12 protein-coding genes, 1 tRNA gene and 1 pseudogene are annotated in these 12918 nt (G+C 73.2%); 7 read left to right on the top strand and 7 right to left on the bottom strand.

Features of this window, described 5'->3' with window-relative positions; all coding sequences use genetic code 11:
* Positions 1 to 153: 153 nt before the first annotated feature.
* Both ACT17Q_RS12890 and ACT17Q_RS12895 read right to left on the bottom strand, forming a co-directional pair.
* Positions 154 to 504 (bottom strand): SelT/SelW/SelH family protein, encoded by a 351-nt coding sequence (locus tag ACT17Q_RS12890; RefSeq protein WP_444665394.1) that lies wholly within the window; start codon positions 502 to 504, stop codon positions 154 to 156.
* Positions 501 to 908, bottom strand: coding sequence for an FKBP-type peptidyl-prolyl cis-trans isomerase (locus ACT17Q_RS12895; protein WP_094179307.1), 408 nt, complete (start codon positions 906 to 908; stop codon positions 501 to 503). Before ACT17Q_RS12895 ends, ACT17Q_RS12890 begins: the two co-directional genes overlap by 4 nt.
* Positions 909 to 1057: 149 nt before the next feature.
* On the opposite strand from ACT17Q_RS12895, the gene ACT17Q_RS12900 reads away from it, so the two are divergent.
* Positions 1058 to 1888, top strand: coding sequence for a CPBP family intramembrane glutamic endopeptidase (locus ACT17Q_RS12900; protein ID WP_268532882.1), 831 nt, complete (start codon positions 1058 to 1060; stop codon positions 1886 to 1888).
* Positions 1889 to 1925: 37 nt separating this feature from the next.
* Positions 1926 to 2785 (top strand): annotated as a pseudogene (locus ACT17Q_RS12905) (D-arabinono-1,4-lactone oxidase).
* A gap of 8 nt (positions 2786 to 2793) precedes the next feature.
* Here the strand turns inward: ACT17Q_RS12905 and ACT17Q_RS12910 are convergent.
* A complete protein-coding gene (locus tag ACT17Q_RS12910) occupies positions 2794 to 3783 on the bottom strand; it encodes an acetylxylan esterase (protein ID WP_268532757.1) in 990 nt (329 codons plus the stop codon).
* A 77-nt stretch (positions 3784 to 3860) separates the two neighbouring features.
* Positions 3861 to 4670, bottom strand: coding sequence for a Bax inhibitor-1/YccA family protein (locus ACT17Q_RS12915; RefSeq protein WP_094182010.1), 810 nt, complete (start codon positions 4668 to 4670; stop codon positions 3861 to 3863).
* Between the two features lie 215 nt (positions 4671 to 4885).
* On the opposite strand from ACT17Q_RS12915, the gene ACT17Q_RS12920 reads away from it, so the two are divergent.
* The 5 genes from ACT17Q_RS12920 (at position 4886) to ACT17Q_RS12940 (ending at position 8362) form a co-directional block, all read left to right on the top strand.
* Positions 4886 to 5842: an ABC transporter ATP-binding protein gene (locus ACT17Q_RS12920; RefSeq protein WP_444662865.1), complete on the top strand. Its 957-nt coding sequence runs from the start codon at positions 4886 to 4888 to the stop codon at positions 5840 to 5842.
* Positions 5839 to 6681, top strand: coding sequence for an ABC transporter permease subunit (locus ACT17Q_RS12925; RefSeq protein ID WP_444662867.1), 843 nt, complete (start codon positions 5839 to 5841; stop codon positions 6679 to 6681). The genes ACT17Q_RS12920 and ACT17Q_RS12925 overlap by 4 nt, the downstream gene beginning before the upstream one ends.
* Positions 6682 to 6803: 122 nt before the next feature.
* Positions 6804 to 7268 (top strand): MarR family winged helix-turn-helix transcriptional regulator, encoded by a 465-nt coding sequence (locus ACT17Q_RS12930; RefSeq protein ID WP_094179303.1) that lies wholly within the window; start codon positions 6804 to 6806, stop codon positions 7266 to 7268.
* Positions 7269 to 7357: 89 nt separating this feature from the next.
* Positions 7358 to 8242 (top strand): siderophore-interacting protein, encoded by an 885-nt coding sequence (locus ACT17Q_RS12935; RefSeq protein WP_444662870.1) that lies wholly within the window; start codon positions 7358 to 7360, stop codon positions 8240 to 8242.
* A gap of 46 nt (positions 8243 to 8288) precedes the next feature.
* Positions 8289 to 8362, top strand: a tRNA-Leu gene (locus tag ACT17Q_RS12940).
* Between the two features lie 59 nt (positions 8363 to 8421).
* On the opposite strand, the gene ACT17Q_RS12945 is transcribed toward ACT17Q_RS12940, so the two are convergent.
* The 3 genes from ACT17Q_RS12945 to ACT17Q_RS12955 all read right to left on the bottom strand — a co-directional run bounded on the left by ACT17Q_RS12945 (position 8422) and on the right by ACT17Q_RS12955 (position 12855).
* Positions 8422 to 9894 carry an NAD(P)/FAD-dependent oxidoreductase gene (locus ACT17Q_RS12945; protein ID WP_444662872.1) on the bottom strand — a complete coding sequence of 491 codons (1473 nt, stop codon included), beginning with the start codon at positions 9892 to 9894 and terminating at the stop codon, positions 8422 to 8424.
* Between the two features lie 123 nt (positions 9895 to 10017).
* Positions 10018 to 11547 (bottom strand): GH1 family beta-glucosidase, encoded by a 1530-nt coding sequence (locus tag ACT17Q_RS12950; RefSeq protein ID WP_141322138.1) that lies wholly within the window; start codon positions 11545 to 11547, stop codon positions 10018 to 10020.
* 345 nt (positions 11548 to 11892) lie between these two features.
* Positions 11893 to 12855 carry a Ppx/GppA phosphatase family protein gene (locus tag ACT17Q_RS12955; protein ID WP_444662874.1) on the bottom strand — a complete coding sequence of 321 codons (963 nt, stop codon included), beginning with the start codon at positions 12853 to 12855 and terminating at the stop codon, positions 11893 to 11895.
* Positions 12856 to 12918 lie beyond the last annotated feature (63 nt).

Genomic DNA, 12918 nt, shown 5'->3' on the forward strand with positions numbered 1-12918 from the left:
AGGGCCTTGCGACGACCAGACGCACACCGTTGTGCGACCCAGCGAGCTGCTGCGGCCACGAGGCGATCGGTCGACCTGGTCAGAAGGTACGAGTCCGCGCGAACGGTGTGAACCCGGCGTCCACGTGGCGTCGGACCGCAGTCCAACTTCTCCTCAGGGCTCGACCGCCGTGGGCCGGTCGTCCACGGCCGCGACATGGTCGCTGTGACCGAGCGGCTTGTCCGGCGCGACCACGTCCCGTACCCGGCGCTTGAGCTCGGTGATCTCCGGGAACCCGCCGTCGCGCCCGCGGTCCCACAGGACCACCGGGGCGTGCTCGTCGTCGGGCGCCGGGGCAGGACCCTGCCCCGGCCATGCCTCGACGACGAACACGCCACCGGTCCCCGGACGCAGCGCGACCTCGTCCACCTCGCGGTGGAAGGTCGTCAGCAGCTCCTGGGCGTACCAGGCCGCACGCAGCAGCCAGCGGCACTGCGTGCAGTAGGTGATGACGACGCGGCTCAGCGCGACGTCCGCACGATGTCGACCACGAAGACGAGCGTGTCGCCGCCCTTGATGCCGGCCTGCGGCACGCCGCGGTCGCCGTAGCCGAGGTGCGACGGGATCGACAGCAGCACGCGGCTGCCGACCTGCTGGCCGACGAGGCCCTCGTCCCACCCTGCGATGACCGCGCCGACGCCGATCGGGAAGCCGATCGACGAGCCTCGGTCGTACGAGTTGTCGAACACCCCGCCCTGCCAGGACTGGCCGAGGTAGTGGACCTCGATGTCGTCGCCCGCCTCGACCAGCTCGCCGTCGCCCCGGCTGAGGACCTGGACCTCGAGCTCACCGGACGGAGCCGCGGCGGGGAACGTGAGGGTCGGCTTCTGGCCGAACGAACCCGAGACCTCGGGCAGGGCAGCAGTCATGGAGGAACCTCCGGTGGGATCAGGTGGGATCAGGTGGTGCGAGCGCCCGGTAGCGGACGCCCGCCCATCCTCGCGCATACCGCCGACACGGGCATCACGTCGTCCAGCCGCAGGCCGTGTCGTCTGCGAGGGTTGGACGCGTGACCGAGATCGCCGACGCCGCGCCGCCCGTCACACGCGCGCACGTGCCCCCGCTGCACGCGCTCGCGGCGCTGCTCGTGTGCGGGTCGGCCGTGCTGCTGTTCGCGGTGCACGTGCGGCCGCTGGCGTACGTGCCGCTCGTCGTCGGCGTCGCGCTCGGCCTCGCCGTCGACCGCGTGCTCGGCCGGGACCTGCTGCTCGTCGCGGTCGGCATGAGCATCGTCAGCGCGATCCCGCTGGCCGCGGACCTGTCCGACGCGGGCATCGCACGGTTCGCGGTGGCCCTGTCGCTCGCGGTCGTCGTCCCGTACGTCCTGTCCCACCGCGTGTTCGGCGACGACGTGATCCGCTTCCCGTGGCGCACCGGGCAGCGCTGGACGCGGTTCCAGTGGGGGTACCTGCTCGTCGTCGTCGCCGCAGGGTACCTGCTGCTGCCGTTCTACTTCCTGACCTCGGGCGCGTACCGGAACTGGCCCACCGTCCAGGCGCCCGACGAGATCGCGCGGCTGTTCGTCGGCGTCAACGCGGTGGGCACGTGGGACGAGCTGTTCTTCATCTGCACCGTGTTCGCGCTGCTGCGCCGGCACTTCCCCGTGTGGCTCGCGAACCTGCTGCAGGCCACGGTGTTCGTGTCGTTCCTGTGGGAGCTCGGCTACCGGTCCTGGGGGCCGCTGCTGACGGTCCCGTTCGCGCTCATCCAGGGCTGGACGTTCAGCCGCACCAAGTCGCTGACGTACGTGCTCGTCGTGCACCTGCTGTTCGACGCCGTGGTGTTCATGGTGCTCGTGCACGCGCACTCGCCGCACCTGTTCGACATCTTCGTCACCGCGCCGCGGTGACGCCCGCACACCCGACGACGTCCGCACCGGAGCGCCGATGACCCTCACCACCTGGGCGGGCAGCCACACGTTCAGCGGCGGGCCGCTGCTGCGCCCGACGAGCGTCGAGGAGGTCGCCGACGTGGTCGCGGCCGTCTCGCGCGCTCGCGGGCACGTGCGGGCGCTCGGCTCGCGTCACTCGTTCCACGACCTCGCGGACGGCCCCGGCACGCTCGTCGCGCTCGACCGGCTCGACCTCCCCGTCGACCTGGTGCCCGACGACCCTGCGGGCCCCTACGCGGTCGCCGGTGGCGGCGTGCGGTACGGCGAGCTCGCGCGCACGCTGCACGCCGCGGGCTGGGCGCTGCACACCATGGCGTCCCTGCCGCACATCGCGGTCGCCCGGGCGCCGACCCGGCGGCGTGCACGCAGCAGGGCGCCGTCCCCGGGCCGTGGCACGAGCGGCTGCCGCACTTCCGGCTCGAGCACACCCCGTCCGCGGGCGCCGAGCTGCAGACCGAGTACCTTGTGCCGCGCGAGCATGCCGTCGCGGCGATCGAGGCGATGCGCGGGCTGCGCGACGTGATCTCACCGTTGCTGCTGGTCAGCGAGATCCGCACCGTCGCGGGCGACGACCTGTGGCTGTCCACCGCGCACGGCGGGCCCCGGGTCGCGCTGCACCTGACGTGGCAGCCGTGGCGCGAGCAGGTCGAGGCGGCGCTGCCGGTGATCGAGGATGCGCTCGCGCCGTTCGCCGCACGTCCGCACTGGGGCAAGCTGTTCGCCGACCGCGACCGCCGGCTCGCGGAGCTGTACCCCCGCTGGGACGAGATGCGCGCGCTCGTCGCACGCCGCGACCCGGACGGCGTGTTCGCCAACGACTTCCTGCGTCGCTGCGGTCTGCGCGCCGAGCCCTGACGCGTCCGTCAGTCGACGAGGTCGCGCAGCCAGCGCAGCTGGCGGTCCAGCTGGAAGCCCTGGCCGCCCTCGTGGCGGTTGAACTCGTACACCTCGATGTCGGTGCGCGGCCGCTGCGCCGCGAGCCCCGCGTAGTGGTTGTACGCCGCGAAGACGGTCGAGGGCGGGCAGATGTCGTCGCGCAGCGCGACGCTGAACAGCGCGGGCGCCGTCGCACGGCGCGCGAGGTGCACGCCGTCGACGTAGGACAGCGTGCGGAACACCCGCTCGGTGGAGCCGCGGTGCACCGCGAGGTACTGGACGAGCTCGCCGTACGGGAAGCCGTCCGTGATGTCGACCGCGCGGCGGATGTGGCACAGGAACGGGACGTCGGGCATCACCGCGACGAGCCCGTCCGACAGGCCCGCGGCGGCGAGCGCGAGGCCACCGCCCTGGCTGCCGCCCGTGACCGCGACCCGTGCCGGGTCGACGCCCGGCAGTGCGCGCACCGCGTCGACCGCGCGGACCGCGTCCGTCATGATCCGGCGGTAGTAGTACCGCTCCGGGTCCTCGACGCCACGCGTCATGACGCCGGGCGCGGCCGGGCCCGAGCCCGCCTCGTCGGGCGTGTGCGCGCCGCTCCCCCACGTCGAGCCCTGGCCGCGCGAGTCCATGACCAGGTGCACGAACCCGGCGGCGGCCCACGCGAGGCGCTCGTGCGCGAACCCGCGGCCACCGCCGTAGCCGATGTACTCGACGACCGCGGGCAGCGCGTCGCCCTGCGACCCTGCGGGTCGCGTGACCCATGCCTTCACCGGCTGACCGTCGAAGCCCGCGAACGTCACGTCCGTCGTCTCGACCAGCCGCAGACCGGTGTCCTGCGGCCGGGCGTCGAGCAGGACGTCGTGCCGACGCGCCTGGGTGAGCGTGCGGGACCAGAAGTCGTCGAGGTCCGCGGGTTCGTCGAGCTCCGGAAGGTAGCGCTCGAGCTCTGGCAGGGGGAGGTCGAAGAGAGCCACCCGCCGACCCTAGCGAGGTCGACGGGTGGCTCCGTGTCAGGTGTGCGGCGCGCCGGGTCGCAGCCGGCGTCCCCGCGTCAGTTCCGGAAGATCGCGAGGATCCGCAGGATCTCGAGGTACAGCCAGACGAGGGTCACGATGAGGCCGAAGGCCGCGGCCCAGGCCATCTTGCGCGGGGCGCCGCCCTCGACGCCGCGCTTGATCGCGTCGAAGTCGACGATGAAGCTCGCGGCCGCGAGACCCACCGCGAACAGGCCGACGAGGATGCCCAGACCGCCGCTGCGCAGCGGGCCGAAGTCGCCGCCGCCCACGCCCGCGATCATGAGGACCACGTTGAGCAGCGAGAACACCAGGTAGCCGACCATCGCGAGGACGAGCCAGCGCGTGAACTTCGGCGTGACGCGGACCTTGCCGGACTTGAAGACGAACAGCGCGCTGGCCGCGACCGCGACGGTGCCGAGCACGGCCTGGCTCACGATGCCGGGGTACGCCGCCTCGTAGAACGCGCTGATGCCGCCCAGGAACACGCCCTGCGCAACCGTGTAGAGGGTGATGAGCACCGGGCTCGGCTCGCGCTTGAACGCGTTGACGAGGCCCAGCACGAGGCCGACCACCGCACCCGCGATCCACAGGCCCGGGGCGAGCGCCCACGTCGCGGCGCCGACGACCACGAGGAGGGCGAGCAGGCCGCCCGTCTTCATGATCACGTCGTCGTACGTCAGGCGGCCCGTCTCGCGGGTCGTCGCTGCCGGTGCCGCGTACAGGTCGTCGAGCGTCGCGGCGTCCACGGTCGAGTACGTCGTGCTCGACTGCGCGTAGACGGTCCCACCGCCACGGCGCTTGTCCTCGCCGAAGACGGGGCTGTTGCTGAAGACGGGGTTCGCCACGTCGTCCTCCTGATCGGCCCGCGCCACCTCGGCGCAGGTCTGTGGTCCTCCAACGTACAAGGTGCACCGGCGGTTCCCGGGTCCGGACCGACCGTCCTGGGGACGGACCCGCCGCCGTCCGCGCGGGGCAAGGTCCACCCGCAGTCGGATGTCTCGGGCCGGGCACCTGGCCCTAGGGTCGGGGCGACACGTCACCGAACGGAAGAGCCTCCGCGATGATCGAGGCAACGAACCTCACCAAGCGATACGGCGAGAAGCTCGCCGTCGACTCCATCTCGTTCCGGGTCGAGCCCGGGACCGTCACCGGCTTCCTCGGCCCCAACGGGGCGGGCAAGTCGACCACCATGCGCATGATCGTCGGCCTCGACCGTCCGACGTCCGGGCACGTCACGGTCAACGGCAAGCCCTACGCCGAGCACGCCTCGCCCCTCACGCAGGTCGGCTCGCTGCTCGAGGCGAAGGCCGTGCACACCGGCCGCAGCGCCCGCAACCACCTGCGCACGCTCGCCGCGACGCACGGCATCTCCGACGCACGCGTCACCGAGGTCATCGAGATGACGGGCCTCGAGTCGGTCGCCAAGCGCCGCGTCGGCGGCTTCTCGCTCGGCATGGGGCAGCGCCTCGGCATCGCCGCCGCGCTCCTGGGCGACCCGCGCACCCTCATCCTCGACGAGCCGGTCAACGGGCTCGACCCGGAGGGCGTGCTGTGGGTCCGCAACCTCGTGAAGTACCTGGCCGGCCAGGGCCGCACCGTGTTCCTCTCGTCGCACCTCATGAGCGAGATGGCCGTGACCGCGGACCACCTCATCGTCATCGGGCGCGGCCGGATCATCGCGGCGGGTCCGGTGCAGGACATCGTCGAGCGCGGTACCCGCACGTCCGTGCGCGTCGTCAGCCCGCAGGCCACGCAGCTCGCCGAGCTGCTCACGGGGCCCGAGGTCAGCGTCACGTCGACCGAGCCGGGCTCGCTCGTCGTGCACGGCGCGACCGCCCCGCAGATCGGTGAGGCCGCCGCGGCCGCGGGCGTGGTGCTGCACGAGCTCACGCCCGTGCAGGGCTCGCTCGAGGAGGCGTTCATGTCCCTCACGCAGGACACCGTCGAGTACCACTCCACGATGGGCCACGACGGGTCCGCACCCCTCGGCACGACCGGTCAGGAGGCCGCGCGATGACCGCCACGACCACCGACGCACCCACGGCCGACGCCGACGTGCGTGTCACGTTCCCGCGGCTCGTGCGGTCCGAGTGGATCAAGCTCTGGTCGCTGCGCTCCACCGTGTGGACGCTCGCCATCACCGCCGTCGTGATCGTGGGCTTCGTCCTGCTCATCACGTGGGGCATGCTCGACGCGAACGAGATGTCCGGGAGCAGCGACGACGTCAACGCCCTCGACGCGTTCGGCGCCATCCCGTACCTCGGCCCGACGGCCGTCGCCGTGCTCGGCGCGCTGACGATCACCGGCGAGTACACCACCGGGATGATCCGCAGCAGCTTCGCCGCCGCGCCGCGCCGCCTGCCGGTGCTGTGGGCGAAGGGCCTCGTCCTCGCGCTCGTCGTGTTCGTCGTGACCGCTCTCGCGGTCGCCGTCGCGGCTTCGCTGCAGGCGCTGATCTTCGGCGGGCAGGGCGCGTCGGTCGACCTGGGCGACCCCCAGGTGGTGCGCGCCCTCGTCGGGAACGCGCTCTACGTGACGATGATCGGGGTGCTCGCGTTCGGGCTCGGCGTGCTCATGCGGCACTCCGCGGCCGCGATCACGACGACGCTCGGCATCCTGCTGGTGCTGCCGATCCTGTTCAGCCTGATCCCGTGGAAGCCCCTGCAGGACCTCACGCCGTACCTGCCGAACGTCGCGGGCTCCCAGATGACGCTCACCGACGCGATGATCGAGCAGCAGGCGGGCTTCACCGGCTCGGTGGTGCTCTCGGCGTGGGAGGGCTTCGGTGTGCTGCTCGCGTACCTCGTGGTCGTCCTCGCCGCCGGTGCGTGGCTCACCAAGCGCCGCGACGCCTGACCCGGCACCGACGACGCGGCCCCGTGACCTGCCCGGTCGCGGGGCCGCGTCGTCGGTGCGCGCGGTCCTGCGCCACGTCCGCGGCGCCTAGGGTGGTGCTCACCGGACACAGGAGAGCACCCATGGATCCCGCGATCGCCGACGTCGAGCGCCAGGTCGCCCTGCTGCTGCGCCTCGCGGACCGCAACCGGCGCCGCAGCCGCCGCCTGGAGGGCACGCTCGAACGCTCCGCGTACCTCGCGCTCGGCCGGCTCGCCGACGACGGGCCCGCAGGCATCAACGAGATCGCCGACCACCTGCGCCTCGACGCGTCCACGGTGACGCGCCAGGTGCTGCAGATGGAGGCCCTCGGCTACGTGAGCCGCTCGCGCGACGACAACGACGCGCGACGCTCGGTGATCGACGCGACCCCGGCCGGCCTGGCCGCGCTCGAGGCCACGCGCCGCGCGCGCGCCGACGTGTACGCGCAGGTCCTGTCCGACTGGGCGCCCGACGACCTGCAGCACCTGGCCACGTCCCTCACGCGGCTCAACGCGTCCCTGAACGCCTCGCTCGACGCCTCGTCGGCGGCCGAGTCCCGCTCCTGACCCGGCCGTCCGGCCGAGCCGTACGCCCCGCCGAACGCCCACCGAACGCCCGGTCGCGTACCGCTCGGGCGGACGTAGGCTCACGACTCGTGACGACCCCCTCCCCGGCCGACGACCGCACGCCCGGCGGGACCAGGCGCCGACCGGCACCCGTCCTGGCGCACGTGCTGCGCACCGAGCAGCCGACCCCGCACCTCGTCCGCGTGGTCCTCGGCGGGCCGACCATGGCGCCGTTCGTCGCCGACGAGCACGCGGACTCCTACGTCAAGCTGATGTTCCTGCCGGCAGGTGAGCGCCCGCTGACCGACGACGGTCGCGTCGACCTGGACGCCGTGCGCGCCGCGCTGCCCGACGGCGCCGCACCACGCCTGCGCGCGTACACCGTGCGGCACTTCGACGCCCACGCGCTCGAGCTGACCGTCGACGTCGTCGTGCACGGCGACCAGGGGCTGGCCGGCCCGTGGGCCGCGGGTCTCGTCGGCGGCGAGGAGATCCTCGTCTCGGGTCCGGGCGGCGCGTGGTCGCCCGCGGTCGACGTCGACCACCACCTGCTCGTCGGGGACGCGAGCGCACTGCCCGCGATCGCGGTCGCGCTCGAGCGGATGCCCGACGACGCGCGCGGCGTCGCCGTGGTCGAGGTCGACGGCCCGCAGGACGAGCTCCCGCTCACCGCTCCCGCGGGCGTCGAGGTCCGCTGGGTGCACGCCGACCGCGGGCACCCGGGGCGGCGGCTCGTCGAGACGACGCTCGCGCTGCCGTGGCCCGGCGGCCGCGTCGGCGCGTTCGTCCACGGCGAGGCCGGGGCGGTCAAGGAGGTGCGCCGGCACCTGCGGCTCGAGCGCGGCGTCGCGCGCGCGGACCTGTCCGCGTCGGGGTACTGGCGCATCGGCGTCGACGACGAGGGGTGGCGCCGCGCCAAGCGCGCCTGGGTGGCCCAGGTCGAGCAGACCGAGCAGGCCGCCGGGCTGGCCTGACGCGGGCGTCCGCCGCGGACGCTCCGGTGGGAGGATGCTCGCGTCCGCGCCCGTAGCCCAACCGGCAGAGGCGGCCGGCTTAAACCCGGCTCAGTGCGGGTTCGAGTCCCGCCGGGCGCACGACGACGAGAGCCCCGGTCCACAGGACCGGGGCTCTCGTGCGCGAGACGGGCGGACCGTCAGGACGCGGACTTCTTCTTCGCGGCGGGCTTCGCGGCGGCCGCGATCGCCGGGTCGGCCGGCTGCTCGTCGGACTTCTCCTCGACGACGCGCGGCTTCGGCGGGACCGACGCGGCGCGGAACTCGGCGCGCGGGTCGTGCAGCGCACCCAGCGGGACGACCTCGCGGCGCAGCAGGAGCGAGCCGGTCCAGCCGGCCATGATGCGCAGCTTGCGGTTCACGGTCGGCATGGCGAACACGTGGTACGTGCGGTGCAGCACCCACGCGAGGAACCCGCGGACCTTGATCTTGCCGAACATCTGGGCGACGCCCTTGTACATGCCGAGGGACGCGACCGCGCCGATGTTCTTGTGCGAGTAGTCCGTGACCTCGGCCGAGCGCAGCACGCGCGCGAGGTTGTCGCCGAGGTGGTTGCCCTGACGCAGCGCGTGCTGCGCGTTCGGCGGGCAGAACGACCCGGGGTTGTACAGGTCCGGCACGGCGGCGCAGTCGCCCGCCGCGTAGGCGTCCGGCACGACCTCGCCGTGCTCGTCGACGACCTGCAGCGCGGCGTTGCACGTCACGCGGCCCATCTTGTCGAGCGGCAGGTCCGACTGCTGCAGGACGGGGTTGGCCTTGACACCCGCGGTCCATACGATCGTGTCGGCGTCGAACTCGAGCTTGTTCGACAGGACGACGTGCCCGTCGACGCACGAGCTGAGGAACGTCGACAGGTGGATCTCGATGTGCCGCTTGCGCAGCTGCTCGAGCGTGTAGCCGCCGAGCTCCTCGCTCACCTCGGGGAGGATGCGCGGGCTGCCCTCGACGAGCACGAACCGCAGCTCGTCCTGCTCGATCTGCTTGTAGTGCGCGATCGTGTAGCGCGCGATGTCCTCGAGCTCCGCGAGCGCCTCGATGCCCGCGAACCCGCCGCCGACGAACACGAACGTGAGCATCCGCTTGCGCAGCTCGGGGTCCCACGTCGAGGACGCGACCTCGATGCGGTTGAGCACGTGGTTGCGGACGGCGATGGCCTCCTCGACGTTCTTGAAGCCGATCGCCTGCTCCGCGAGGCCCGGGATGGGCAGCGTGCGGGCGACCGAGCCGAGGCCGACGATCAGGTGGTCGTACGTGACCCAGTACGGCTCGCCCTCCTCGGGCGTGATCTCGACCGTGCGCTCGGCGTGGTTGATCTGGGAGACCTTGCCCTGGAGCACGTCGACGCCCTTGAGGGCGCGGCGGTGCGGTGCGACGACGTTGCGGGGGTCGATCGAGCCCGCGGCCGCCTCGGGGAGGAACGGCGCGTACGTCATGTACGGGCGAGGGTCGACGACGACGATCGCGGCCTCGCGCCGACCGAGGCGCTTGCGCAGCCGGCGCGCCGAGTACAGGCCGACGGTGCCGCCACCGAGGACGAGGACCCGGGGGACCTTGCGCGACTTGGCGGGGCGGACCGCGGTCTCGGCAACCGGGGTGGAGGCAGACTGAGGCATACCTCAACGGTATCGGCGCACGCGCGACCCACCACCTCAGCACCCGGTGACGATGCGCACATCGGGGCGACCCGGCGTGTGAAAACCGTCACGAGAGCCGCTCGCGGCCCCCGGTGGCCGGGGTCAGGCGGGCGGCACCGCGTTCGTCCGCACGACCTGCGAGTACCACCGGGCGCTCGACTTGGGCGTGCGGCGCTGCGTGTCGTAGTCGACGTGCACGATGCCCCAGCGCTGGGTCATGCCCCGCGCCCACTCGAAGTTGTCGACGAACGACCACGCGTAGTACTGCTGCAGGTCCACGCCCTCGGCCACCGCCCGCGCCGCCTGCTGCAGGTGCGTGCGCAGGAAGTCGAGACGCTGCGGGTCGTCGATCTGGCCCTGCGCGTCGGGGTCCGGGATGCCGTTCTCGCTGATGACGAGCGGCGGCACGTCCGGGTAGTCCGCGGGCAGCCGGACGAGCAGCTCGTACAGGCCCTCGGCGTGCACCTGCTGCCACCCGGCCGACGACGGCGGGTACAGCTGCAGCCACGCACCGGTCTTGTCGATGCCCGCCACGCCGTAGTACTGGACCGCGAGCAGGTCGCACGGCTGCGAGATCGTCTCGAGGTCACCGGGCTGGACGAGCGCCTCGAACGCCGCGCGGTCGCCGCGCAGCTGGCCGGGCTTGTCGCCCACGGCCTCGTCGGGGTACGTGCCGCGCAGCACCGGGTCCAGGTAGAGACGGTTCTCGGCCGCGTCGAGGCGGTCCGCCGCGAGCTCGGCGCCCGCGGCCCCGTAGACCGGCATGAGGTTGAGCGCGATGCCGATCCCGCCGCGTCCACCGATCTCCCGGAACGCCTGCACCGCCTTGCCGTGCGCGAGGAGCTGGTGGTGCACGGCCGCGAGCCCCGCGTCGATGTCCCCGAGCGCCGGCGCGTGCTCCGTGCCCGCGTAGCCGACCATCGCGGTGGTCTTCGGTTCGTTGATGGTCAGCCAGGTCGCGTCCACGTCCCGCAGCGACTCGAACACCACGGCCGCGTAGTCGGCGAACCGGTCGGCGGTGTCGCGCACCGCCCAGCCGCCCGCATCCTGCAGGGGCTGCGGCAGGTCCCAGTGGTAGAGCGTGATCGCGGGGTGCATGCCGCGGTCCAGCAGGCCGTCGACCAGGCGCCGGTAGTGGTCCAGGCCCTTCTGGTTCACCTCGCCGCCGCCCGTGAGGTAGCCCGTCGGGACGATCCGCGGCCACGAGATCGAGAAGCGGTAGGCCTGCAGGCCCAGGTCGACCATGAGGTCGAGGTCCGACTCCCAGCGGCGGTACTGGTCCGCGGTGGGGTCGGCGGTCGAGCCGTCGTCGATCCGGCCCGGCTGCGCGGCGAACGTGTCCCAGATGGACACCCCGCGGCCGTCGGCGGTCGACGAGCCCTCGACCTGGAACGCCGAGGTCGCCGAGCCCCACACGAAGCCCTGCGGGAACCGCATCGGCTCGGCCGGGACCGCCCACGCGGTGGGCGTCTGCTCGGGAGCCGGGGTGGTGTCGGTCGTCGCGTCGGTGGGGTGGTCGTGGTCCGTGCACGCCCCGAGCAGGCCGAGGCCGACGAGTCCGCACCCCATCTCCAGCACCGTGCGGCGCGCGACGAGCCGCCCGCTCGGCGCGGCCGGGTTCGGCTGATCCATCTCTGGAGCTCCTCGTCGAGCGGCGTGGTCATCAAGGAGCGACGGCCGGTGGACCCGGCCGTGGAAACGCTCCCAGAGCGGCGTGTGCCGCACATCGTGCCACCCGGCATCACGAGGCGTCAGGCAGTTCGACCCGTGGGATGGTACCGGTTCCAGTGAGACGAGTCACAGACCCGCGAGAGGTGACACGGTTCAGCACCCGCGTTTCACCAGCCCTGCGCCCCGCAGCCGCAGCCCGCTCACGGCGCGCGCACGGCTCCCCGGGCCGACCGCTCCACGGTGCTCCGGTGGCCCCGGGGCGACAACCGTTTCGTCCCAAGATCACCCGGTACGTCGGGGGTCGGGTCAGCGGGCGACGCGCTCCGCCGCGCTGAACGCGATGCCGTCGAGGATGTCGTGCTCCGAGGTCACGACGTGCTCGAGCGCGCCTCCTGCCGCGGCCACCTCGTCACGCACGCGTGCCACCACGTCGTGCCAGACCAGCGCGCCGGCGCCGATCACGTCGACGCGGCCCGGGTGCATGAAACCGAGCGCCGCGCGCTTCTCGCGGGTCGCGCCCAGCAGGTCCTCGCACGCCTCGAGCACGGTCGCCGTCGGCAGCACCGCGCCGTCGATGCGGTCCGGCTGGTAGCTGGGCAGGCCCAGCGCGTGCGCCGTCACCGTCGTCACCGAACCGGCCAGCCCGACGAGCGTGCGCGCCCGCCCGAGCGGGACGACGGCCGCGGCCTCGTCGAGCGCCGCCGCGACGTCCCGGTGCGCGGCCGCACGCTCGTCGGCGGACGGCGGGTCACCCAGCAGGTGCCGCTCGGTGAGCCGCACGCAGCCCACGTCCATCGACAGCGACGCCTGCGGCTCGCGCTCCCCCAGGACCAGCTCGGTCGAGCCGCCACCGAGGTCGACGACGAGGTACGGGCCGGGGTGGTGCGCCGCGACGACGCCCGTGGCGCCGCGGAACGACAGTGCCGCCTCCTCCTGGCCCGAGACGACCTCCGGCTCGACGCCGAGGAGCGCACGCACCCCGTCGACGAAGTCCGCGCGGTTCTCCGCGTCCCGGGAGGCCGACGTCGCGACGAACCGGACGGTCGTCGCCCCGAGCTGCGCGCAGATCGCCGCGTAGCGCGCCGTCGCCGCGAGCGTGCGCTCGAGCGCCTCGGGGGCCAGCCGCCCCGTGCGGTCCACGCCCTGGCCGAGGCGGACCACCTCGGACCGCCGGTCCAGGTCGACCAGCGTGCCCGCGGCAGGATCGACGTCCGCCACCAGGAGCCGGATGGAGTTCGTCCCGCAGTCGATGGCAGCCACTCGCGTCACGCCGCACATCCTCGCACCCGGACCGGACACGTCAGGAACGCGCCCGGCGTCCCGGTCGGTCCC

This window comes from Cellulomonas sp. CW35 (assembly GCF_052378485.1).
In the GTDB taxonomy this organism is placed as follows: Bacteria; Actinomycetota; Actinomycetes; order Actinomycetales; family Cellulomonadaceae; genus Cellulomonas; species Cellulomonas uda.

Excerpts from the sequence above, each read along its gene's own strand:
- ACT17Q_RS12920 (WP_444662865.1), top strand. The coding sequence starts at position 4,886 with ATGATCGAGGCAACGAACCTCACCAAGCGATACGGCGAGAAGCTCGCC.
- ACT17Q_RS12930 (WP_094179303.1), top strand. The coding sequence starts at position 6,804 with ATGGATCCCGCGATCGCCGACGTCGAGCGCCAGGTCGCCCTGCTGCTG.
- ACT17Q_RS12950 (WP_141322138.1), bottom strand. The coding sequence starts at position 11,547 with ATGGATCAGCCGAACCCGGCCGCGCCGAGCGGGCGGCTCGTCGCGCGC.
- ACT17Q_RS12925 (WP_444662867.1), top strand. The coding sequence starts at position 5,839 with ATGACCGCCACGACCACCGACGCACCCACGGCCGACGCCGACGTGCGT.
- ACT17Q_RS12895 (WP_094179307.1), bottom strand. The coding sequence starts at position 908 with ATGACTGCTGCCCTGCCCGAGGTCTCGGGTTCGTTCGGCCAGAAGCCG.
- ACT17Q_RS12945 (WP_444662872.1), bottom strand. The coding sequence starts at position 9,894 with ATGCCTCAGTCTGCCTCCACCCCGGTTGCCGAGACCGCGGTCCGCCCC.